We start from the raw sequence: 22,747 nt of genomic DNA, 5'->3' as shown, positions 1-22,747 counted from the left end.
ATCTGATCGACGAGCGGGAGCTGTTCACGACTATTCCGGTGCTCCGCGATCCGACTTGCCGATGAGCCGTTTCAGCCACCTGCTGCGGGGACGGTCGTCGTCAACCCGGCCGAGCAGGAGGCGCGCGGTCCCCGGCGGGTCGAGCGGGGGCAGGCCCGGCTGACCGCCGCCACCGGAGACCGCCCGACCCTCAGCGACCGGCACGCAGCTCCGCGAGCACCGCGTCCGTGAACGCCGGCCACACGTCCACCGCCCACGGGCCGAAGGCCCGGTCGGTGAGGGCGACGCACGCCACGCCCGCGACCGGGTCGACCCACAGGAAGGTGCCGGACTGACCGAAGTGCCCGAAGGTCGCGGGCGAGGACGAACCACCCGTCCAGTGCGGCGACTTGTGGGCCCGGATCTCGAAGCCGAGCCCCCAGTCGTTGGGGTTTTGGTGCCCGTAACCCGGCAGTACGCCCTTCAGGCCGGGGTGCTGCACGGTCTGCGCGTCCAGCACCGTGCGCGGGTCGAGCAGCCGGGGCGCCTGGAGCTCCGCCGCGAACCGTACGAGATCGTCGACGGTCGAGACGCCGTCCTTCGCGGGTGAGCCGCCCACCGTCGTCGACGTCATCCCCAGCGGCTCCAGCACCGCCTCGCGCACGTAGTCCGGGAACGGGATGTCGGCGGCCTTGGCTATGTGGTCGCCCAGCACCTCGAAGCCCGCGTTGGAGTAGAGCCGGCGGGTGCCGGGCGCGGCCATGGTCCGGTGCTCGTCGAACGCGAGCCCGCTGGTGTGCGCGAGCAGGTGCCGTACGGTCGACCCCTCGGGCCCGGCCGGTTCGTCCAGCTCGACCGCGCCCTCCTCGTACGCCACGAGCGCCGCGTACGCCGCGATCGGCTTGGTGACCGAGGCGAGCGGGAAGCGGCGCGCGGTCGGGCCGTGCGCACCGACGACGGTGCCGTCCGCTCGTACGACGGCAGCCGCCGCGGTGGGGACGGGCCAGTTGTCGATCATCGCCAGGCTCTGCATGCCTACGAGCGTAATGGGCAGGCGTTCGGACCCTCCGCGGGACCGTGGGTCCCCGGTGCCGGCGAGGGACGCGGGGAGGAGGCCGCGGCGGCCCGGAGCAGGCCCGCACCGCCGCCGCAACCCGTCCCCGTCCGCGCTTGCTTCGAGTGCACTCCAGGGTTTTAGCGTGGAGGGCATGACGGTGATGGAGACCACTTCCACGAGGACGGACGCCTGCGCGTCGGCTCCCAAGGCCTACCCGCGCCCCGACGGGCAGGACCGCTACACCATCGGCGAGGTCGCCGCCTTCACCGGGCTCACCGCCCACACCCTGCGCTGGTACGAGCGGATCGGGCTGATGACGCACGTCGACCGGTCGCACACCGGGCAGCGCCGGTTCACCAACCGGGACCTGGACTGGCTGGCGTTCGTCGGCAAGCTGCGACTGACCGGGATGCCGGTCGCCGACATGGTCCGGTACGCGGAGCTGCTGCGCGAGGGCGAGCACACCTTCGAGGAACGGCAGGAGCTGCTGGAAGCGACCCGCCGCGACGTGGAGGCGCGGATCGCGGAGCTCCAGGACACGCTCGCGGTCCTCGACCACAAGATCGATTTCTACGCGGGTGCCCGACGGGCGCCGGAAAGGCCCTGTGCCTGATGACTGACGACAAGATCGCCACGGTGGAGCTCGGCAACGGCGGCCCGCGGGTCGGCGTGCAGGGACTCGGCTGCATGGGGATGAGTGAGTTCTACGGGGACACCGACCTGGTCGCAGCGCGTGAGACGCTGGAGACGGCGCTGGGGGCGGGCGTCACGCTGTTCGACACCGCCGACATCTACGGGAGCGGCGCCAACGAGGAGTTCCTGGCCCCGTTCGTCGCGGCGCACCGGGACGAGATCACCCTCGCCACGAAGTTCGCCATCGAGCGGAGGGACGACGACCCGAACTACCGGGGCGTGCGCAACGACCCCGTGTACATCCGGCAGGCCGTCGAGAACAGCCTGCGCAGGCTCGGCACCGACGTCATCGACCTCTACTACATGCACCGCCGCGATCCCCTCGTTCCACTGGCCGAGTCCGTCGGAGCGATGGCGGAACTGGTCCGGCAGGGCAAGGTCAAGCACCTCGGTCTGAGCGAGGTGACCGGGCCCGAGCTGCGCGAGGCGCACGCGGTGCACCCGATCGCCGCACTCCAGTCGGAGTGGTCGCTGTTCAGCCGGGACGCGGAGCGCAGCGCCGTGCCCGCCGCCGTCGAGCTGGGGGTGGCCCTCGTGCCGTACTCGCCGCTCGGCCGCGGGTTCCTCACCGGGGCGTTCACGGACGCGGCCAAGGACCTGCCGGACGGCGACTTCCGCCGGTACCAGCCGCGCTTCACCGGCAACAACGCGAAGGCGAACGCCGCGCTGCTGGCGCCCGTGCGCGAGATCGCCCAGGTGCACGGGGCCACGCCCGCGCAGATCGCCCTCGCCTGGGTGCAGCAGCGTGCCCAGGTGCACGGCCTGACCGTCGTCCCGATCCCCGGCACCCGCAGGAGCAGCCGTCTGCTGGAGAACGTGGCCGCCACCCGGATCACGCTGACGGACCAGGAACTGGCGTTGCTCGAACCGATCGCCGGACAGGTGGCGGGCGACCGCTACCCGGACATGAGCAACACGGCCACGGCCCGCGAGCGGTAGCCGGTCCGGCGAGGCTTCGGGGCGGTCGTCCGGGGTGGCTCCGGGGGCGTTTACCCAGGTGGGACGGCGGATCGCGGGTGCCTGCCCCGGTGGGCGCAGGCGGGGGCGGAGAGCGCTGGTCCTCCGGTTGCAGGGGGCCGACCGGCGACCTCTACTGGTCGTCGAGCGAGACCGCCAGGCGCCCGGGACAGATCCGATCCGGACCGGGCTCCTCGAACCGTGAGTGGCCGTGCCGCGCGGTGCCGTCGTGCGGCACGGCCACCTCCCCAGGAGTTGAATGCCCCCATGTCGGCCCAGAACGGCTCCACCTACAAGCGGCTCTCCATCGACGATGCCGCCGCCCTCTTCATCGACCACCAGACCGGCCTGATCTCCCTCGTCCAGGACTTCGGGCCGGACCAGTTCAAGAACAACGTCCTCGCGCTCGCGGACTGCGCCAAGTACTTCGACCTGCCGTCGGTGCTGACCACGAGCTTCGAGGACGGCCCCAACGGCCCGCTGGTCGCGGAGCTGCACGAGATCCTGCCCGACGCCGCGTTCATCCCCCGGCCGGGAAACATCAACGCCTGGGACAACGAGGACTTCGTCCGGGCGGTCGAGCAGACCGGGCGCCGCCAGCTGATCGTCTCCGGCGTCGTCACGGACGTCTGCGTGGCCTTCCCCGTCCTCTCCGCGCTCGAAGCCGGTTACGAGGTCTTCGTGGTGACCGATGCCTCCGGGACCTTCACCGAGCAGGTGCGCGACGCTTCCCTGATCCGCATGGCGAACGCGGGAGCCCAGCTGACGAACTGGTTCAGCGTCGTCTGCGAGCTCCAGCGCGACTGGCGGCGCGACACCGAGGGCCTGGGCAAGCTGCTCGCCGAGCACATTCCGAACTACCGCAATCTCATGGCCAGTTACGCGGCGACAGGGGGCAAGGGCTGAGGGATCCGACCAACGGGACAGCCCTGGGGCGAGGGCGGAGGGATCCGGGGGCGGGTCCGCGCCCGGCGGGCCGGGGCGCCGCATAGGGTGGCCGACATGAGCGAAGCCCCCGGCCCGCGAAGCCTGTTGCCGAAGAGGCCGGGCGGCGGCGAGGAAGACTGGCTTCCCGTCGGCACCGGAGAATCGGGAGCGGGTGTCTTCCGCAGCGCGGACGGCGGCCGGTACGCCAAGTGCGTGGCCGCCGCCGAAGCGGCCGACCTGGGGGCGGAGCGCGACCGGATCGCCTGGCTGGGCGACCAGGGAATTCCGGGGCCACGGGTGCTGGACTGGCACTCCGGCGACGCGGGCGCCTGCCTGGTGACCAGCGCCGTTCCCGGCGTACCCGCCGACCAGCTGTCCGCCGCCGAGCTGCGGGCCGCCTGGGACCGCATCGCGGACGCGGTCCGCGCGCTGCACGCGATGCCCGCACGGCGGTGCCCGTTCCGCCGGGACCTGGACGCGATGATCGCCCGGGCACGCGACGTGGTGGCCCGTGGCGCGGTGCACCCGGAGTTCCTGCCCGTCGAGCAACAGCACACGCCCGCAGTGGAGTTGCTGGACCGCCTCGTCCCGCAGACCGACCGGCGGCGCGAGCAGGAGGCCGCCGACACGGTCGTCTGCCACGGGGACCTGTGCCTGCCCAACATCGTTCTCGATCCTCGGACCCTGGACGTGTCGGGCTTCATCGACCTGGGCCGCCTCGGCCTGGCCGACCGCTACGCCGACCTGTCGCTGCTGCTCGCCAACGCGCGGGAGACCTGGGCCGACGAGGAGGACGCGCGGGCCGCGGACGCGGCGTTCGCCGAGCGGTACGGAATCACCCTCGACCCCGACCGCCTGCGCTTCTACCTCCACCTCGACCCGCTCACCTGGGGCTGAGGGCTGTCCCGTAATCCCTGGCCGGCGCACGACAATCCCTGGCGGGCGCACGACGACAGCTACGGCACCCAGGGATTCCGGGACGCACCCGTAGCGACCGGGAACCCCGGGGCCGGTCCGGGCAGCCGTGGAGCCGGTCCGGGCGCCCCGGAGCCCGGGGGCCGGGCGCGCCGGACCCGGGCTCTCATGCCTCGCCCGGTACCACCAGCCCCGCCTCGTACGCGAAGATCACCGCCTGTGCGCGGTCCCGCAGGTCGAGCTTGGCCAGGACGCGCCCGATGTGGGTCTTGACCGTCTGCTCGGCCAGCACCAGCCGTGCCGCGATCTCCTGGTTGGACAGCCCCCGCGCGATCAGCTCCAGCACCTCCGTCTCGCGCGGGGTCAGCCCCTTCAGCCGCAGTGCCTGTCCGCTCCGGGTCGCGCCGGAGGGGCCCTGCCGGGCGAAGTCCGCGATCAGGCGCCGCGTCACGGACGGCGCGAGCAGCGCCTCGCCGGACGCCACCACCCGCACCGCCGCGATCAGGTCCGAGGGCGGCGCGTCCTTCAACAGGAAACCGGACGCCCCGGCGCGCAGCGCCTCGTACACGTAGTCGTCCACGTCGAACGTGGTGAGCATCAGCACCTTCGGCAGGTGCTCCGCCCCCGCGGGCGGGTTCAGCAGCTCGCGGGCCGCCGCCAGGCCGTCCATCTCGGGCATCCGGACGTCCATCAGGACCACGTCCGGACGCACCTCACGGCTGACGAGGACGGCCCGGCGCCCGTCCGGCGCCTCGCCGACCACCTCGATGTCGCTCTGCGCCGCGAGCAGCGCCGCGAACCCCGCTCGCACCATGGCCTGGTCGTCGACGATGATCACGCGGATGGTCAAGGTTCCTCCGAGGGCGGCGTCAGGGGCGTGGTGGGCGTCAGCTCACCGAGTGCTTCAGGGGCAGGCGGGCGGCTACCCGGTAACCGCCGTCGGGCAGCGGACCGGTGTCCAGCGAGCCGCCGGTCAACCGTACGCGTTCGCGCATGCCGACCAGCCCGTGCCCGGTGCCGTTGGTCTCCAGCGGTGAACCCGCCTGCCCCGCAGGGCCGTTGACCACCAGTACGGTCAGGTGCCCGCCGTCGGACGTGACCGACACCCGGGTCCGCGCGCCGGGCGCGTGCCGCACGACATTGGCCAGGGCCTCCTGCACGATCCGGTACGCCGACAGATCCACCGCCTGCGGCAGCTCCGGCAGGTCGGCGGCCAATGAGAGTTCGGCCGGAAGCCCTGCCCGTACCGTCGCCTCGACCAGCTGCTGCACCCGGTCGAGCCCCGGCTGCGGCGCCCGCTCGCCGTCCGTGCCGTCACTGCGCAGCACCGCCAGCAGCCGTCGCATCTCCGTCAGCGACTCCCGTGCGCTCGCCGCGATCGCGCCGAACTCCTCGCGCGCCTCCTCGGACAGCCCCTGGATGCGGTAGGGCGCGGAATCGGCCTGGACCGTGATCACGGACATGTGGTGCGCGACCACGTCGTGCAGTTCGCGGGCGATCCGGGCGCGTTCCTCCAGCAGGGTCCGCCGTGCCCGTTCCGCCTCGCTGATGCTCTCCTGCTCGACCAGCCGCTGCCGCGCGACGCCCCGTTCCCGAATCACCGCGCCGAGCACCGCGAACACCGCGCCGAGGATCGACAGCAGCACCGTGCTGCCGTTGTCGCGCGCCGGGGCGATCAGATGCAGCACCAGGCCCGCCACCGACGTCACCGACCAGACCGAGGCCACGGTGCGCAGGGGTTCGCGCAGGGCCACCGCCAGCAGCAGGAAGAGATGGCCGAGCAGGGTGGGTGGAGGCCACGGCCAGACGTCGAACGAGGCGGGCGGCTCCCGGAGCAGGATCAGCGCCCCCAGGATGTCGGCGGGAAGGATGATCCACCATGCCTGCAACGGCCGGTGCGCCAGCATCAGGAGCGGCGCCGCCTGGGCGACGGCCAGGAACCCCCAGATCCCGGCGTCCACCCCGTACTGGTTGCTCAGCACGCTGATCGTGGTCGAGAAGAAGGTCGCGAAGAGGAGAACGACGACCGCGTGGGGCAGCAGCCGCTGCCAACGCCTGGGTGCCTTCGCCAGGAGGGGCGCCGGGAGGTGGGACGGGTGGGTGAGGTCATGGGCGAGCCGCCGCAGATTGCGGCGCACGGTACTCACCAGGCCGTCGACGGTGGGCGGTGCTTCGGAGGGGACGCGCGGGGCCTCGGACAGGCCGTGTCGCGCTTCGGATTCGACGTGCGACGGGGGAGTGGTCATGGCCGCATCAGCGTAGGCAGCGGACCCGCCCGATGGCGTCATACCGGGGTTTCGATCCGCCGCCACCCCATCTCGTACGAGGGTATGACGGGCGGGGTGCACGGAGAACGGGATGCACCGAGAGCGGGACGCACGAAGCGCGGGTCGCCGCGAGCAACGGGGTCTCTCCCGATCGAACGAAGCTGAGAGCTCGGGAAAGTGCCGGACGGCGCTCCTTCCGGGCGAACCTTGCTGGTCACGGCACTAGAGCTCCGCGAGCAGTTGGGCCTTCTTCGCGCTGAACTCGTCGTCCGTCACCAGACCCGCCTGATGCAGCTCCCCGAGATGGCGGATCCGCTCCGCGATGTCCGCCGGGTCGCGTCGGCCCACGCCGACCAGGACGGGGTCCGGGGCCGGGTGCGCGGGCTGCGTCCGGCGTACCGACTCCAGTACCGCCGCGGCGAACGGCAGCGACTCGTGCACCGGGCCGTAGCCGAGGCCGAACACCACCGCGGCCGGGTCCTGATCGGCGCGGGCGGGACGGGTGGCGGCCGTCGGCAGGGCGCCGCCGGACGCCGTACACGGACCGGCCACCGGCTCGGCGTCCGCACCCGCACCCGCGCCCGAGGCCGCGACCGCGTCCATGGGGGTGCCCAGGGCGGGGCCGGGCACCGCGACCGCGCCCTTCGACCCCCGCGGCAGCAACCGCAGGTACCCGTCGATGGCATCCGGCGAACGCCACTCGACGCCGCTCAGCTCCGTCACCGGGAACGTCTGGTCTCCGGCCTTCCACTTCGCCGTGGAGGCACCCGTCCAGAACCAGCGGAAGGAGACCCGCTCGCCGTCGAAACCGGCCCGGCCGTCGTACGCCTTGAACTGCATCGGTGCCTCGGGGGCCGCGACCATGAACCGGTCGGCGGGCTCCGAGGCGTCCGGGCCGAGCAGGGCGCGCAGCGCGTCCGCGTAGTACTCGGCCAGCGTCTCGCGCTCGGCGGGGAGCACCAGCCGGTACGGGTCGTGGCTGTCCTTCAGCTGCCCGGCGGCGGCCTCCAGCAGCGGGTCGGCGCCCGGTCGCGGCGTCGCGCGCAGGACCACCGTGCCCCGCTTGCCGGGGGCCAGCGTCACCGAAGACAGTGCCGCGTGCGGTACACGCCGCTCGCGCAGGCTCTGGAAGAGCTTCGGTGTGCGGATCCCCCGTTCGAAGCGGATGAGCACGGAGTCGTCGTCGAACTCCCAGGTGGCATGAATTCCGGCCAGCACATCACCCATGTGCCTCATCGTATGCGGCACTTGCCCCCACGTCCCCCCTGGAGCAAGCCCCGATATGTGGCTGGATACGGTGCGATGCGCCCGTGGGATCCCGGTCAGGCCGCCCGGCCGTGGGCGACGCCGGCCCGGCAGGCGCGGTCGGAAGCCGCGCAGCTCACCGAGCCGTAGGCGCCCACGCCGATGGCCGCGAAGTTGTCCAGGCTCTTGGTGCCCGGCTCGAAATAGCCGCTGTGCCCGACCGCGTCGCCCGCTGCGACGACCCGTGCGCCGAACGAGGGTTCGACCGGGTCGGCTCCGTGGCCGAGCCCGCCGAACTCCAGGTTCGGCACGTCCTCGATCCAGTCGTCGTGGTCCCGCATCGCCCACACCCTGGCCCCGGTACGCAGCTGGGCGGCGCGTTCCACCCGCATGCCGGGGCTGCCGGCGACGGCGATGTCCTTGACCCTGGCGGGCAGTTCGTGCGCCGCGACACCGCACAGCACCGAGCCGTAGCTGTGGCAGAACAGCGAGACGGGGGACCCGCCGGGCAGCGCGTCCACCAGCGCCTTCAGACGCACCGCACCGCGTTCGGCGAGGTTGCCCAGGGCCGCGTCCACGCCGATGCCCGCGGGCGCGGTGTAATCGGCCCAGGCGATGACGGCGGTACGGGTGCCGGGGCGGGCGGCGCGCTCCGCCGCGTACAGCGACTTCGCCATGCCGACCGGGGCGGCGTTCACCTTGGGCGCGGACCGTTCCAGCGTCAGCAGGTTGGTGTCGACCCCGGGGACGACCACGGAGATCCGCTCGGCCCGGTCGAGGTCGCCGAAGACCTCCGCCGCACGCCCCTTCCCGGACGGGTCGAAGGCGAGGATGTGCCGGCCACCCGCGAGCATCGACCGGAAGCGGTCCGTCCGGCGGAGCGCCTCGGCCCGGCCGTCGGGGGAGAGCCGGACGTCGTGCACGCGCTTGCCCTCGACCGCTCGCGCCTCGGTCAGGGCCCGCCGGTTGGCGTGGTAGCGCAGGGTGACCGGGACGCCGTTCAGATTGCCCACGACCAGCGGGTACCTGTCGGCGAGAGCGGTGCGCTGCTCGGCCGTGAGCGCGGCGAAGAACCGGGCCACGCGGTGCGGCGGTGCGTCGGCGTCCGGCAGGCGGTGTCCCGCGAGGCGGCCCCGAGCCCAGGCGGCGAGCGCGGCCGCGCGGGGCTCGTCGGGGCTCTGGTGGCGCACGGCGGTCCAGCCCGTGGTCGCCAGCATCACGAACACCACCGCGACGGCGAGCAGCGCACGCCAGGCGGCGAGGGTGGGAGAGGAGTCGAAGGAAGTCACTCCGGCCCACATTAGGAGAAGCGCCACGGCACCCGCGTAGAGGGTGACACACATCACCCGACTGTCGGGAATTCAAGTGCGCCCGCCTCACGCTGTGTTGGTGCGGCGCACACGCTCAGGTGCGCGAGGGGCCCGGGAAGCGGATCCGGAGCGTCGCACGTGACCGCCGGGGCGGGGCCGTTGTGAAGTCGGTCATGCGGTGCGCCGAGACGTACGGCACATCGGCGCGCCAGGACGTCGGCGCGCCAGGACGTCGGCCCGTCAGGACGTCGGCCCGTCAGGGCTCGGGACATCAGGGCTCAGGACAGCGGGCGGGGGCTCATGGTGTCGACGGGAGCGGGGCCGGGGCCCGGACCCCGTACGGACGTGCCGTCAGCCGGACGTGGGGCCGGTATCGGTTCCCGCCTCTGCCCCCGTGCGCGTGCCCGCGCCCGTACCCGATCGCCAGTTCCCCGCCAACGCCGGACCGAGCTGGTCCAGGTACCGCTCCGTCAGCACGCGCAGCGAGTCCACGCTGGCGTCCCGTCCCCGGCCCCAGAGCTGGCCGGTCACTCGTATGACCCCGCAGAACGCCGCGACGGCCACCCTGGGCCGAGGGTCCTTCTCCACGTCGAGGCCCTCGCGCTCGGCGATCAGCAGCGCTATCTGGTTCTCCAGATCGATGCTGCGCCGCAGGTGGGCCGCGAGCAGCGACGGTGTCGACTCGATCATCCGGTACGTGCGCATGTGGAGTTCGACCGTGATGATGGCCTCGATCGTGTCGCCGAGGCTGTTCCAGGCGCAGAGGACCGCGCGCCGTATGGCCTCGAACGGTGCCTCCGAAGCGGGCCGCCGGCGCAGCTCCGAGAGGAAGTGGGACTCCACCATCTCCTGGATGGCGAAGGCGACCTCCTCCTTGCTGGCGAAGTACCGGAAGAAGGTGCGCTGGGAGACCTCCACGGCATCGACGATCTCGTCGACGGTCGTCTGCTCGTACCCCTGCGTGGTGAAGAGGTCGAGTGCGGCGTGCAGCAGGGCGTCCCGGGTGCGGCGCTTCTTCCGTTCGCGCAGCCCCGCCGGGCGCTCGCCCCGTCCTTCCGGAGTCCGCTCCTGTCCTTCTTGAGTCCGCTCCCGCCCGGCCTGAGTCCGCTCCCGCCCGGCCGGTGTCCCGCTTCGCCCGGCCGGGTGCTCGCGCGGCCCGTGCGCCGGACTCTCGCGCGGCTCGGCAGGGCGCGCCGCCCGCTGCCCCTCGGTCACTGAAGTGGTCCTCTTTCTCCTGCTTTTGGCCAGCTCAGCCTACCTGTGAGCTACGTGACAGTTACCGACTAGTGAAATGGTTTGTCAACTGTCAGAAGCTGACACTAATGTCCCCGGCATGACTAGTCAGACCACCGTCGAAAAAGCGTCGCGGGAGCCGCGGAACACCGCCGCACCCGCACCTGCCAAGGGGCTGCGCGGCCACCCCTGGCTGACGCTCTTCTCCGTGGCCATCGGCGTGATGATGGTCGCGCTCGACGGCACGATCGTCGCGATCGCCAACCCGGCCATCCAGCACGACCTGAAAGCCTCGCTCGCCGACGTCCAGTGGATCACCAACGGCTACATGCTGGCCCTCGCGGTGTCCCTGATCACCGCGGGCAAGCTCGGTGACCGGTTCGGTCACCGCCAGACCTTCCTGATCGGCGTCGTGGGCTTCGCCGCGGCATCGGGAGCTATCGGACTCTCCGACAGCGTCGCCCTGGTGATCGTGTTCCGGGTGCTCCAGGGCCTCTTCGGTGCCCTGCTGATGCCCGCCGCGCTCGGTCTGCTGCGCGCCACCTTCCCGGCCGAGAAGCTGAACATGGCGATCGGCATCTGGGGCATGGTGATCGGCGCCTCGACCGCGGGCGGTCCGATCCTCGGCGGCGTGCTCGTCGAGCACGTCAACTGGCAGTCCGTCTTCTTCATCAACGTGCCGGTCGGGGTGATAGCGCTCCTGCTGGGCCTGGTGATCCTCAAGGACCACCGCGCCGAGAACGCCCCGCGCTCGTTCGACATCGGCGGCATCGTGCTGCTCTCGCAGGCGATGTTCTGCCTGATCTGGGCGCTCATCAAGGGCGCCGAGTGGGGCTGGGGCGACTACAAGACCCTCGGCTTCCTGGGCGGTGCCGTGGCTCTGTTCGTGGTCTTCACCATCTCCCAGAAGAACGTCAGGGAGCCGCTGATCCCGCTGGCGATGTTCCGGTCGCTTCCGCTGTCCGCGGGCACGGTCCTGATGGTGCTGATGGCCTTCGCCTTCATGGGCGGGCTGTTCTTCGTCACGTTCTACCTCCAGAACGTGCACGGTCTGAGCCCCGTCGACAGCGGTCTGCACCTGCTGCCGCTGACCGGCATGATGATCGTCGCCTCTCCGGTCGCGGGCGCGATGATCACCAAGTTCGGCCCGCGGGTTCCGCTGGTCGGCGGCATGGTGTGCACGGCGGTCGCCATGTTCGGGATGTCCCGCCTGGAGGTCGGCACCGGCACCCTGACCATGTCGATCTGGTTCGGTCTGCTCGGTCTCGGCCTCGCCCCGGTGATGGTGGGCGCCACCGAGGTCATCGTGGGCAACGCCCCGATGGAGCTGTCCGGCGTCGCCGGTGGTCTCCAGCAGTCCGCCATGCAGGTCGGCGGCAGCCTCGGTACGGCGGTGCTGGGCGCGGTCATGGCCTCCCAGGTCGACTCCAACCTGGGTGACAACTGGAAGGCCGCACAGCTTCCGCCGCTCAGCCCGCAGCAGCTGGACCAGGCGTCCGCGGCCGTCGAGGTCGGCATCCCGCCGGTGTCCGGAAACATGCCGCCGGAGATCGCGCAGAAGATCACCGACGTCGCCCATGACACGTTCGTGTCGGGCATGAGCACGGCATTCACGGTCGCCGGCGTCGTCGCCGTGGCCGCCGCGCTGGTCGCCACGCTCGCCAAGCGAGGTCAGAACGCCGAGGCGGGCGCGGGCGTGGGCCACATCTGACCGCCCGTACCGTCCCCCGACGCGTCGGCGGGCCCACCACCCGGCACCGTCAACACACCGCGTACAACAGCCCCGTCGGACCGTTCCGGCGGGGCTGTCGCCTATCCGGGTGGTGTGCCCCGGGGCCCCTTTCCCGGGCGCGCCTCGCAGGTCAGGGTGCGTACAACCGATTCGCACGACCACGGGGGTCGATTTTCATGCGTACGACACACACGATGCGTACGACCGCTCTTGCCACCGCTCTCGCCGCTGCCGTCCTGATCCCGCAGGCCGCCGCCGCGCACGCGCCGGACTCACGGCCCGTCGCCCGCTCCGCGCCCGTCCGGCTCGGGACCTGCGACAGCGGCCAGCTCTGCCTCTGGGAGAAACCGGACTTCACCGGAGCCCGGCAGATCCACGAGCTGTCCACCGTCGACATCGAGAGCTGCGTCCCGCTGCGGGCGGGTGCCAGGATCCAGGCGCTCGCCAACCGCACGGGCCGCCCGGTCACCACGTACCAGTCGGCGGAATGCGCCGAGACCGGGGAGTTCGAGACCTACCCGGGCGGCGGCACCTGGGTGCCTCGGTCTCCGTACCAGGTCCGGGCGTTCAAGGTCTGGGAGAACTGACCGGACACGACCCGACACGACCTGGCACGCCGAGGGGCGGCGCGGCGGGTGCGGCACCGGACATGCCGAGGGCGGCCGGGCGGCACGGGACGCGCCGAGCGGCTGGAGCCCTGCCCGTCGGCAGCAACGAGGCCGGGCGCCCCGAAGGGCGGCAGCGGCACGATGCAGCACTAGGGGCGGCGCGGACCCGTCCGGTCCCCGCCGCCCCCCGGTCGTTCTCGGCCCGACCTCCGTCGCGCCTACGCGTCGCCGCCGGCCGCGCCCGGGTCGGCCGCGGTCACGTCCAGCAGGTCGTACCGGTCGATCGCCTGCTTCAGCAGTGACCGGTCGATCCGGCCCTGCTTCGCCAGCTCGGTCAGCACCGCGAGCACGATCGACTGCGCGTCGATGTGGAAGAACCGGCGGGCCGCACCACGCGTGTCCGCGAAGCCGAAGCCGTCCGCGCCCAGCGACTGGTACGCACCGGGCACCCAGCGCGCGATCTGGTCCGGCACCGAACGCATCCAGTCCGAGACCGCCACGAACGGTCCCTCGGAGCCGGAGAGCTTACGCGTCACGTACGGGACGCGCTGCTCCTCCTCCGGGTGCAGCAGGTTGTACCGCTCCGTCTCCACGGCCTCGCGGCGCAGCTCGTTCCAGGAGGTCGCCGACCAGACGTCCGCCCGGACGTTCCACTCCTCGGCGAGGATCCGCTGCGCCTCGACCGCCCACGGCACGGCCACGCCGGACGCCAGGATCTGGGCCGGGATCTCGCCCCGCTCGGCGGCCTTGAAGCGGTAGACACCCTTGAGGATGCCCTCCGCGTCGACGTTCTCCGGCTCGGCCGGATGCTGGATCGGCTCGTTGTAGACGGTGAGGTAGTAGAAGACGTCCTCGTTCTCCTCGGGGGTCCCGCCGTACATCCGGCGCAGACCGTCCTTGACGATGTGCGCGATCTCGTAGCCGAACGCCGGGTCGTACGCCACGCACGCCGGGTTGGTCGAGGCCAGCAGCTGGGAGTGGCCGTCGGCGTGCTGGAGACCCTCACCGGTCAGCGTCGTACGACCGGCGGTCGCACCCAGCACGAAGCCGCGCGCGAGCTGGTCGGCCATCTGCCAGAACTGGTCGCCGGTGCGCTGGAAGCCGAACATCGAGTAGAAGACGTACACCGGGATCAGCGGCTCGCCGTGCGTGGCGTACGCCGACCCGGCGGCGATCAGCGACGCCGTGCAGCCGGCCTCCGAGATGCCGTCGTGCAGCATCTGGCCCTGCGGCGACTCCTTGTACGCGAGCAGCAGATCGCGGTCCACCGACTCGTACTGCTGACCCAGCGGGTTGTAGATCTTCGCGCTCGGGAAGAAGGCGTCCATGCCGAAGGTGCGGTACTCGTCGGGCGCGATCAGCACGAAACGATTGCCGATCTCCTTGTCCCGCATGAGGTCCTTCAGGATGCGGACGAACGCCATGGTCGAGGCGATCGACTGCTGACCCGAACCCTTCTTCGCGGTCGCGTACGTCTTGTCCTCGGGCAGGACCAGCGGCTTCGCACGCACCACACGCGTCGGGACGTAACCGCCCAGACTGCTGCGGCGGTCGTGCATGTACTGGATCTCCTCCGAGTCGCGACCCGGGTGGTAGTAGGGCGGGTAGCCCTCGTCCAGCTGCTTGTCGCTGATCGGGAGGTGCAGCCGGTCGCGGAACCGCTTGAGGTCCTCGACCGTGAGCTTCTTCATCTGGTGGGTGGCGTTGCGGCCCTCGAAGTTCGGCCCCAGCGTCCAGCCCTTGACCGTCTGCGCCAGGATCACCGTCGGCTGGCCCTTGTGGGCCTTGGCCGCCGCGTACGCCGCGTACACCTTGCGGTGGTCGTGACCGCCGCGCCCCAGGTGCAGGATCTGGTCGTCGGACATGTCCTTGACCATCTCGCGCAGCCGCGGGTCGTCCCCGAAGAAGTGCTCGCGGATGTACGCGCCGGACTCGGTGGCGTACGTCTGGAACTGCCCGTCCGGCGTGGTGTTCAGCTTGTTGACCAGGATGCCGGTGCGGTCCTGCGCGAGCAGCGGGTCCCAGGAGCGGTCCCAGACCAGCTTGATGACGTTCCATCCGGCGCCGCGGAACTGCGACTCCAGCTCCTGGATGATCTTGCCGTTGCCGCGCACCGGGCCGTCGAGCCGCTGCAGGTTGCAGTTGACCACGAAGGTCAGGTTGTCCAGGCCCTCGCGGGCGGCGAGGGAGAGCTGGCCCAGCGACTCCGGCTCGTCCATCTCGCCGTCGCCCAGGTACGCCCACACGTGCGACTGGGAGGTGTCGGCGATGCCGCGCGCCTCCATGTACCGGTTCATCCGCGCCTGGTAGATCGCGGCGAGGGGGCCGAGGCCCATCGAGACGGTCGGGAACTCCCAGAAGTCCGGCATCAGCCGCGGGTGCGGGTAGCTGGACAGACCGTTGGGCGCCTTCGACTTCTCCTGGCGGAACGCGTCGAGCTGCGCCTCGTTCAGTCGGTCGAGCAGGAAGGCGCGGGCGTAGATGCCCGGGGACGCGTGGCCCTGGAAGAAGATCTGGTCGCCGCCCAGGCCGTCGTCCTTGCCCCGGAAGAAGTGGTTGAAGCCCACGTCGTAGAGCGAGGCGGAGGAGGCGAAGGTGGCGATGTGGCCGCCGACCCCGATGCCCGGGCGCTGGGCGCGCGACACCATCACGGCCGCGTTCCAGCGGGTCGCGTTGAGGATCTTGCGCTCGATCTCCTCGTCGCCGGGGAAGAACGGCTCGTCCTTCGTGGCGATCGTGTTCACGTAGTCCGTACTGCGCATCTCCGGCACGGCGACACGCTTCTCTCGCGCGCGCTCGATGAGCCGGAGCATCAGATAACGGGCCCGCTCACGGCCTCGCTCGTCGACGGCGGCGTCGAGCGAGTCGAGCCACTCCTGGGTCTCTTCGGGATCGAAGTCCGGGACCTGGCTCGGCAGGCCGCCAATGATGATCGGGTTGCGATCGGATCCGGAAGCCACGCTGTTCCTTCGCTGTTCGGTGCTGCTCTACGGGGCCGGTCACGGGAGAACGTGCCCCCGGGATGTGGTGCCAGTACGCCATCACCATCGTGTACCGCAAGGGCGCAAACGTCATCTCTACCGAGGGGTAACCCCTGTGTTCACGAGACATCGCGTCCATGGCGGGGGGACGGGTCGCCGCAAACGGAAACCATACGCCCAAGCCGCCTAAGCGTTCCCAAAGGATGTTCGAATCCGAATGGCGGACCGAAACGGCATAAGCTGTGGAAGGACGTAAAGGGTGTGGACGGTGGCGCCGGGCCCCGCAGGGAGGCCGCCGACACCGCGGGGACGTGGCAGGGAACGTCCTCGTTTAGGCGGTCTCGCACGCTGGGTACTTGCGCGATCCGCCACTCCCGTGTGGACTACGGCCAATGCCTCGCGCACGCGCGTGGCCGAAGCATTTTCCGAAACATGATCAGGAGGCAACCCGTGAGCGCGACCGCGGACCACGCGGAGGAGCGGACCAACCCGGCAGCACGCCTGGGGTTCGAGCCCGGACAGGTGGTCCAGGAGATCGGCTACGACGACGACGTCGAGCAGGAGCTCCGTGAGGGCATTGAGGCCGCGATCGGTCAGGATCTGGTCGACGAGGACTACGACGACGTCGCCGACGCCGTTCTGCTGTGGTTCCGCGACGAGGACGGCGACCTTACGGACGCGCTGGTGGATGCCATTGGTCTGATCGAGGACGGCGGCACGGTCTGGCTGATGACGCCGAAGACCGGCCGTGACGGCTACATCGAACCGAGCGACATCAACGAGGCCGCGCAGACCGCCGGTCTCTCCCAGACCAAGAGCATCAGCGTGGGCAAGGACTGGACGGGCAGCCGTCTGGTCACGCCGAAGGCGGCCCGCGGCAAGCGCTGAACGGCGCTCGACGCGCCCGAACCACGAAGGTCCCCCCCACCGGCAGCGGCCGCAGGGGGGACCTTCGTCGTACGGCCACGTCGTACGACTGCGTATCCGGCCGTGCACGGGCGTGCCCTACGGCTGCCGGGCCGCCTGCGCGGTCTCCGGCCGTGCGGCACCCGCCCGGGGCTCCGGCCGGCACGGCGGTCGCCCGGTCCCGACCGGCGTGGCCGCCGCCGCTCGCGCGGTCCCGAGGTCCGTGCGGGACCGCGGGAGGCCCGTGCGGGCGGCGTACGCGGCGGCGCGAGGCCTGCGTAGGCTGGGGCCACCCGGACAGCCCAGCCCGGTGAACGTAGCGAAAGGGACACGTCTCATGGCGATCGAGGTCGGCACCCAGGCCCCGGATTTCGAGCTGAAGGACAACCACGGCCGGACCGTGAAGCTCTCCGACTTCCGCGGCGAGAAGAACGTCGTGTTGCTCTTCTACCCGTTCGCCTTCACCGGCGTCTGCACGGGTGAGCTCTGCGCGCTCCGCGACGAGCTGCCGAAGTTCGTGAACGACGACACGCAGCTGCTCGCCGTCTCCAACGACTCCATCCACACCCTGCGGGTCTTCGCCGAGCAGGAGGGCCTCGAATACCCGCTGGTCTCGGACTTCTGGCCGCACGGCGAGACCTCGCGGGCGTACGGCGTCTTCGACGAGGAGAAGGGCTGCGCGGTGCGCGGCACCTTCGTCATCGACAAGGAGGGCGTGGTGCGCTGGACCGTGGTCAACGCCCTGCCCGACGCGCGTGACCTCAACGACTACATCAAGGCGCTCGACGCGCTCTGATCCGACGGGTGCTCCGAGCCACCGGGGCGTCCCGGTGCACCGCAGCACCCCGATGCACCGCACCACCGCGATCCACCGGAGCGCTCCGGTCCGCCCGACCGGCGACCGGTGGATCCGCTTCAACCCGGCCAAATGGCTGCTCCGGCCGGGAACCGGTCACTAGGATCCACTCGTTGATCGGATGCCAAGCAACGTGGAGGCGCCGGCGCCCGCCGGCCGCCCAGGAAACCAATGGGAGGACTCGTGGGAGTCAGCCTCAGCAAGGGCGGCAACGTCTCGCTGACCAAGGCCGCGCCCAACCTGACCGCCGTGATCGTCGGTCTGGGCTGGGATGCCCGCACCACCACCGGTGGTGACTTCGACCTCGACGCCAGCGCCCTGCTGACGAATGCCCAGGGCAAGGTCAGCAACGACAGCAACTTCGTCTTCTTCAACAACCTCAAGAGCCCCGACGGCTCCGTGGAGCACACCGGTGACAACCTCACCGGTGAGGGCGAAGGCGACGACGAGGTCATCAAGGTCAACCTGTCCGCCGTTCCGGCCGACGTCGACAAGATCGTCTTCCCGGTCTCGATCTACGAGGCCGAGACCCGCCAGCAGAGCTTCGGCCAGGTGCGCAACGCGTACATCCGCGTGGTCAACCAGGCCGACAACAGCGAGCTGGCGCGCTACGACCTGAGCGAGGACGCGTCCACGGAGACCGCCATGGTCTTCGGTGAGCTGTACCGCCACGGGGCGGAGTGGAAGTTCCGCGCCATCGGCCAGGGGTACGCCTCGGGGCTGCGCGGCATCGCGCAGGACTTCGGCGTCAACGTCTGAGATCCCGGCATCCGGGGTCTCGTCGCCCGAGGCCCCGGACACCGGGGGTGCCGACGTCCGGCCCCGGGGTTCTCGGCGTCCGAGGTGAGGGCTCGGACGTTCGAGGCGCCGACGGTCGAACAGGTACGAGACCGGGTCGGTCCGCCGGAAGCGGCCCGGTTCGCCCAGGCACGCAGCCCGTCCGGCGCCGCACGCGGTGCGGCGCCGGACGGGCTCGGCAGTCGATTCAGGTTCAACAGACGGTTTCATCGACTCATCGACTCGGGGAGGACCACACCATGGGCGTCACGCTCGCCAAGGGAGGCAACGTCTCCCTCTCCAAGGCCGCACCCAACCTCACCCAGGTGCTGGTCGGGCTCGGCTGGGACGCGCGTTCCACCACCGGCGCCGACTTCGACCTCGACGCCAGCGCCCTGCTGTGCCAGTCGGGCCGGGTGCTCGGCGACGAATGGTTCGTGTTCTACAACAACCTCAAGAGCCCCGACGGCTCCGTGGAGCACACCGGCGACAATCTCACGGGTGAGGGCGATGGCGACGACGAGTCGGTCATCGTGAATCTCACCCAGGTCCCGGCGCACTGCGACAAGATCATTTTCCCGGTCTCCATTCATGAGGCGGACAGCCGGGGACAGACCTTCGGACAGGTCGGCAATGCGTACATCCGCGTGGTCAACCAGGCGGACGGTCAGGAACTCGCGCGTTACGACCTCACCGAGGACGCGTCGACGGAAACCGCGATGATCTTCGGCGAGCTGTACCGGTACAACGGCGAATGGAAGTTCCGCGCCGTGGGTCAGGGGTACGCGTCCGGGTTGCGCGGGATCGCTCTAGACTTTGGGGTCAACGTTTCGTAAAGCCGCGCACGGCGCGGGGGAGCCCCGTTCAAGCCGGGGGAGACCCGTTTCACACACGATGGGGTAGCCAGTGCTTCTGAAAACCTTCGGCTGGTCGTTCGCGGTTACCGCGCTCGGCCTGGTCGCAGCGGTGTTTTACGGGGGGTGGGAAGCCTTCGGCGTGGTGGCGATCCTGTCCATCCTGGAGATCTCGCTGTCCTTCGACAACGCGGTGGTCAACGCGGGAATCCTGAAGAAGATGAATGCCTTCTGGCAAAAGATCTTCCTCACGATCGGTGTGCTCATCGCCGTCTTCGGTATGCGACTGGTGTTCCCCGTCGTGATCGTGGCCGTCACCGCCAAGATGGGTCCCATCGAGGCGGTCGACCTTTCGTTCAACCAGCCCGAGCGCTATCAGGAACTGGTCACGGACGCCCACCCGGCGATCGCCGCGTTCGGTGGCATGTTCCTGCTGATGATCTTCCTCGACTTCATCTTCGAGGAGCGTGACATCCAGTGGCTGCGCTGGATCGAGCGCCCGCTCGCGAAGCTGGGCAAGGTCGACATGCTGTCGGTCTGCATCGCGCTGATCGTGCTGTTGATCTCGGCCATGACCTTCGCGACCAACGCGCACCAGCACGGCGGCGGTCACGCCGACAAGGCGGAGACCGTTCTGCTCGCCGGGGTCGCTGGTCTGATCACGTACCTCATCGTCGGCGGTCTCTCGGGCTTCTTCGAGAACCGGCTGGAGGAAGAGGAGGAGCGGGAGCACGAGGCCGAGGAGGAGGCGCGGAAGAGCGGGAAGAAGGTCTCCGCGATCGCGCTCTCCGGCAAGGCCGCGTTCTTCATGTTCCTCTACCTGGAGGTGCTCGACGCGTCCTTCTCGTTCGACGGTGTCATCGGCGCCTTCGCCATCACCAACGAGATCGTGCTGATGGCCCTGGGCCTCGGCATCGGCGCCATGTACGTCCGTTCGCTCACGGTCTACCTCGTCCGTCAGGGCACCCTCGACGACTACGTCTACCTGGAGCACGGCGCCCACTACGCCATCGGCGCGCTGGCCGTCATCCTCCTCGTCACCATCCAGTACCAGATCCACGAGCTCATCACCGGTCTGGTCGGTGTCCTGCTGATCGGCTGGTCCTTCTGGTCCTCGGTCCGGCGCAACAAGGCGCTGGCGGCCGCGGGCGGGGACGACGAGGCGGGATCCAGGACGGAAGTCCCGTCCGGCGTGTGACCTCGAGGGAAGCCCCCGCTCCGGTGCGACCGGGGCGGGGAGCCCCGCTCCGGTGCGATCTGCCGGGGAGTCCGGGTGCGATCCGGCGGGGAATTCCCGGCCGGGCGTGATCCGGCGGGGAAGTCCGGGGTGTGACCCGGTGGGGAATGAGGAACGCTCTCAGCGGGGCGGTCCGCGTGGCGACGGTTCTCCGGAGACATCCGGAACCGGCCCGGCGGCCCGCCCCGCGGTGATGCGGGGACCGTGCGCGGCATGGGACGGCCATCGCCATCGGGCCGGGGCACGGGCCGGGTCACTTCCGATCGAGAGAACCGAGAGACGTGGGGGTTGGGGATGGGGTTCCTGGACAATCTATGGCCGGGGCGGCAGCCGCAGTTCGAGTCGGGAAACGCGCTGACCAGCTCGATCGTGCTTTCCAAGCGGAACGCCACGGTCTCGCTGACCAAGAACGGCGCGCTGAACGGCAATCTGCGGGTCAACCTCTCCTGGCGGATGCGCACGTCCGACATAGAAGGCAGATCACGGCAGAGCGGCAGGCTGCTGCGCCCCCTGAAGATGTTCCAGCCCGATGTCGTCCAGGCGCACACCCAGGGGATGGTCAACGTGGACCTGGACCTGGGCTGCATGTACGAGCTGAAGGACGGCACCAGGGGAGTGGTCCAGCCGCTGGGCAACCTCCTGGGCGACCTGAACGCACCGCCGTACATACGGCTCAGCGGGGACGACCGCTTCGGGGCGCCGTCCGGCGAGACCGTCTACATCAATCTCGACCAGCGCGAGCACTTCAAGCGGCTGCTGTTCTTCGTCTACATCTACGACCAGACGCCGGCCTTCGACCGCACGCACGCCAAGGTGACGCTCTACCCCGGCAACGGGCCGCAGATCGAGATCGAACTCGACGAGCACGCCCCGGAGGCGCGCTCCTGCGCGGTGTTCACGGTCGACAACTCCAAGGACGAGTTCGTCGTGCGGCGCGAGGTGAAGTTCGTGTACGGCTTCCAGTCGGAGCTGGACCGCATGTACGGCTGGGGCATGCAGTGGGGGCGCGGCTACAAGTCGCGGACCTGAGGGCGGCACACGCCCGTGGCCCCGGGCCCGAGAGCCGTGCGCGGCTACAAGTCCCGGCCCCGAGCGCGGACGCCGGACCGTGGCCGGTCCGTACCGGGGCGGCGCGACCGGTCCGTGACGGGACGTCCCGGTGCCGGGTGTTCCGGTGCCGGGCGCGCGGCGCTCCGGCGCCGTGTCACTGCCTTACGAACTGCGGTCCCTGCGGAGGCAGCACGAAGTGCGGGTCGGGAGCGGGCGCCGCGGCCGGGGCGGGCTGCGGATAGCCGTAGGCGGCCTGGGCCGCACCCTCCTGCGGGTACCCGTAGGAGGGTGGAGGAACGACCGGCTGCGGCGCCGGGTGGGCCATCGGGGGCTGTGGGTAGCCGTATCCGGGCTGCTGGTGCTGGACCGTGACCTGAGCGTCGGGGCCGGGCGCCGGGGCGGGCGGGAACGCGGGCACGGGCGGCGGGAACGCGGGAGCGGGCGGGGCCGCTGCTATGGGGGAGGGCGCCGGGGACGTGACCGCGGGCACCGAGGACACGGAGGGGGCCGGGGCGGGTTCCGTCTCGTCGACCGAGATGCCGAAAGCGGTCGCCAGGCCGACCAGTCCGGTCGGATAGCCCTGCCCCACGGCCCGGAACTTCCAGCCATCGCCGCGCCGGTAGAGCTCCCCGCAGATGATCGCCGTCTCCTCGCCGGTCTCAGGCCGCACGTCGAAGACGGCGAGCGGCTCCTCGCCGGTGCCCGCCGTGTCGTACAGCAGGATGCGCAGATCGCGCACCTGGGCGAAGGTGGCGCCGTCGGAGGACGCGGCGATGATCACCTGGTCCACCGAGCGGTCGAGCGCGGTGAGATCGGTCTCGATACTGTCCGTGAGCCCCTCGGGCACACTGCGCTTCGGCAGCCGTCGAACCAGGCCGGAGGGGTGGCGGGGCTGGTTGTAGAAGACGAAGTCCTCGTCCGAGCGCACGCGTCCGTCGGCTCCCAGCAGCAGGGCCGAGGCGTCCACGTCCGGAACCCCGGTGCCCGGTGTCCAGCGCAGCACGGCCCGTACGGCCATGGCGTCCAGAGGGACGTTCGAGCCTTTCACCATCGCGTGCGTCATGCCCGTCATCCTGCCTTCTGGCTGCCCGCGCGGACAACGCGGGGGTCGCACCGGGTGTCTCCGGGGCGGCCCGGAACCAGGCCGTTCGCCGTACGCCGCG

20 protein-coding genes are annotated in these 22,747 nt (G+C 70.7%); 12 read left to right on the top strand and 8 right to left on the bottom strand.

The window, feature by feature from the left end; genetic code table 11:
• Positions 1 to 190 precede the first annotated feature (190 nt).
• A complete protein-coding gene (locus AB0E67_RS08915) occupies positions 191 to 1,012 on the bottom strand; it encodes a serine hydrolase domain-containing protein (RefSeq protein WP_362022870.1) in 822 nt (273 codons plus the stop codon).
• A gap of 175 nt (positions 1,013 to 1,187) precedes the next feature.
• Between AB0E67_RS08915 and AB0E67_RS08910 the strand changes: the two genes are divergently transcribed.
• The 4 genes from AB0E67_RS08910 (at position 1,188) to AB0E67_RS08895 (ending at position 4,510) form a co-directional block, all read left to right on the top strand.
• Complete coding sequence (locus AB0E67_RS08910) at positions 1,188 to 1,649, top strand: MerR family transcriptional regulator (protein WP_362022867.1); 462 nt, start codon at positions 1,188 to 1,190, stop codon at positions 1,647 to 1,649.
• Positions 1,649 to 2,668, top strand: coding sequence for an aldo/keto reductase (locus AB0E67_RS08905; protein WP_362022864.1), 1,020 nt, complete (start codon positions 1,649 to 1,651; stop codon positions 2,666 to 2,668). The genes AB0E67_RS08910 and AB0E67_RS08905 overlap by 1 nt, the downstream gene beginning before the upstream one ends.
• A 285-nt stretch (positions 2,669 to 2,953) precedes the next feature.
• A complete protein-coding gene (gene ycaC, locus AB0E67_RS08900) occupies positions 2,954 to 3,592 on the top strand; it encodes an isochorismate family cysteine hydrolase YcaC (protein ID WP_362022861.1) in 639 nt (212 codons plus the stop codon).
• Between the two features lie 96 nt (positions 3,593 to 3,688).
• Positions 3,689 to 4,510: an APH(3'') family aminoglycoside O-phosphotransferase gene (locus AB0E67_RS08895; protein WP_362022859.1), complete on the top strand. Its 822-nt coding sequence runs from the start codon at positions 3,689 to 3,691 to the stop codon at positions 4,508 to 4,510.
• Between the two features lie 184 nt (positions 4,511 to 4,694).
• On the opposite strand, the gene AB0E67_RS08890 is transcribed toward AB0E67_RS08895, so the two are convergent.
• The 5 genes from AB0E67_RS08890 to AB0E67_RS08870 all read right to left on the bottom strand — a co-directional run bounded on the left by AB0E67_RS08890 (position 4,695) and on the right by AB0E67_RS08870 (position 10,379).
• On the bottom strand, positions 4,695 to 5,378 hold the full coding sequence (locus tag AB0E67_RS08890; protein WP_362022857.1) for a response regulator transcription factor: 684 nt from the start codon (positions 5,376 to 5,378) through the stop codon (positions 4,695 to 4,697).
• Positions 5,379 to 5,415: 37 nt separating this feature from the next.
• A complete protein-coding gene (locus tag AB0E67_RS08885; RefSeq protein ID WP_362022855.1) occupies positions 5,416 to 6,774 on the bottom strand; it encodes a sensor histidine kinase in 1,359 nt (452 codons plus the stop codon).
• Between the two features lie 243 nt (positions 6,775 to 7,017).
• Positions 7,018 to 8,022 carry a DUF4429 domain-containing protein gene (locus AB0E67_RS08880; RefSeq protein WP_362022852.1) on the bottom strand — a complete coding sequence of 335 codons (1,005 nt, stop codon included), beginning with the start codon at positions 8,020 to 8,022 and terminating at the stop codon, positions 7,018 to 7,020.
• 95 nt (positions 8,023 to 8,117) lie between these two features.
• Positions 8,118 to 9,329 (bottom strand): alpha/beta hydrolase, encoded by a 1,212-nt coding sequence (locus AB0E67_RS08875; RefSeq protein WP_362023590.1) that lies wholly within the window; start codon positions 9,327 to 9,329, stop codon positions 8,118 to 8,120.
• Positions 9,330 to 9,701: 372 nt separating this feature from the next.
• Positions 9,702 to 10,379 (bottom strand): TetR family transcriptional regulator, encoded by a 678-nt coding sequence (locus AB0E67_RS08870; RefSeq protein ID WP_362023587.1) that lies wholly within the window; start codon positions 10,377 to 10,379, stop codon positions 9,702 to 9,704.
• Positions 10,380 to 10,683: 304 nt separating this feature from the next.
• Here AB0E67_RS08870 and AB0E67_RS08865 point away from each other — a divergent pair, with 304 nt between their 5' ends.
• The gene (locus AB0E67_RS08865; protein ID WP_362022850.1) at positions 10,684 to 12,294 is read left to right on the top strand and encodes an MFS transporter; all 1,611 of its coding nucleotides are present in this window, start codon (positions 10,684 to 10,686) and stop codon (positions 12,292 to 12,294) included.
• A gap of 215 nt (positions 12,295 to 12,509) precedes the next feature.
• On the top strand, positions 12,510 to 12,902 hold the full coding sequence (locus AB0E67_RS08860) for a peptidase inhibitor family I36 protein (RefSeq protein ID WP_362022847.1): 393 nt from the start codon (positions 12,510 to 12,512) through the stop codon (positions 12,900 to 12,902).
• Positions 12,903 to 13,141: 239 nt separating this feature from the next.
• On the opposite strand, the gene aceE is transcribed toward AB0E67_RS08860, so the two are convergent.
• The gene (gene aceE, locus AB0E67_RS08855; protein WP_362022844.1) at positions 13,142 to 15,883 is read right to left on the bottom strand and encodes a pyruvate dehydrogenase (acetyl-transferring), homodimeric type; all 2,742 of its coding nucleotides are present in this window, start codon (positions 15,881 to 15,883) and stop codon (positions 13,142 to 13,144) included.
• 471 nt (positions 15,884 to 16,354) lie between these two features.
• Here aceE and AB0E67_RS08850 point away from each other — a divergent pair, with 471 nt between their 5' ends.
• The 6 genes from AB0E67_RS08850 to AB0E67_RS08825 all read left to right on the top strand — a co-directional run bounded on the left by AB0E67_RS08850 (position 16,355) and on the right by AB0E67_RS08825 (position 21,563).
• Positions 16,355 to 16,792: a DUF3052 domain-containing protein gene (locus AB0E67_RS08850; RefSeq protein WP_073787320.1), complete on the top strand. Its 438-nt coding sequence runs from the start codon at positions 16,355 to 16,357 to the stop codon at positions 16,790 to 16,792.
• A gap of 355 nt (positions 16,793 to 17,147) precedes the next feature.
• On the top strand, positions 17,148 to 17,606 hold the full coding sequence (locus AB0E67_RS08845) for a peroxiredoxin (RefSeq protein ID WP_351523916.1): 459 nt from the start codon (positions 17,148 to 17,150) through the stop codon (positions 17,604 to 17,606).
• 243 nt (positions 17,607 to 17,849) lie between these two features.
• Complete coding sequence (locus AB0E67_RS08840; RefSeq protein WP_073787518.1) at positions 17,850 to 18,425, top strand: TerD family protein; 576 nt, start codon at positions 17,850 to 17,852, stop codon at positions 18,423 to 18,425.
• A gap of 278 nt (positions 18,426 to 18,703) precedes the next feature.
• A complete protein-coding gene (locus AB0E67_RS08835) occupies positions 18,704 to 19,279 on the top strand; it encodes a TerD family protein (RefSeq protein WP_073787316.1) in 576 nt (191 codons plus the stop codon).
• 70 nt (positions 19,280 to 19,349) lie between these two features.
• The gene (locus AB0E67_RS08830) at positions 19,350 to 20,495 is read left to right on the top strand and encodes a DUF475 domain-containing protein (RefSeq protein ID WP_362022840.1); all 1,146 of its coding nucleotides are present in this window, start codon (positions 19,350 to 19,352) and stop codon (positions 20,493 to 20,495) included.
• A 333-nt stretch (positions 20,496 to 20,828) separates the two neighbouring features.
• Positions 20,829 to 21,563 carry a Tellurium resistance gene (locus AB0E67_RS08825; RefSeq protein ID WP_360112345.1) on the top strand — a complete coding sequence of 245 codons (735 nt, stop codon included), beginning with the start codon at positions 20,829 to 20,831 and terminating at the stop codon, positions 21,561 to 21,563.
• Between the two features lie 175 nt (positions 21,564 to 21,738).
• On the opposite strand, the gene AB0E67_RS08820 is transcribed toward AB0E67_RS08825, so the two are convergent.
• Complete coding sequence (locus AB0E67_RS08820) at positions 21,739 to 22,647, bottom strand: TerD family protein (protein WP_362022837.1); 909 nt, start codon at positions 22,645 to 22,647, stop codon at positions 21,739 to 21,741.
• Positions 22,648 to 22,747 lie beyond the last annotated feature (100 nt).

The organism is Streptomyces sp. NPDC032161 (assembly GCF_040636995.1).
GTDB lineage: Bacteria > Actinomycetota > Actinomycetes > Streptomycetales > Streptomycetaceae > Streptomyces.
This window is presented reverse-complemented; position numbering and strand designations above follow the sequence as displayed.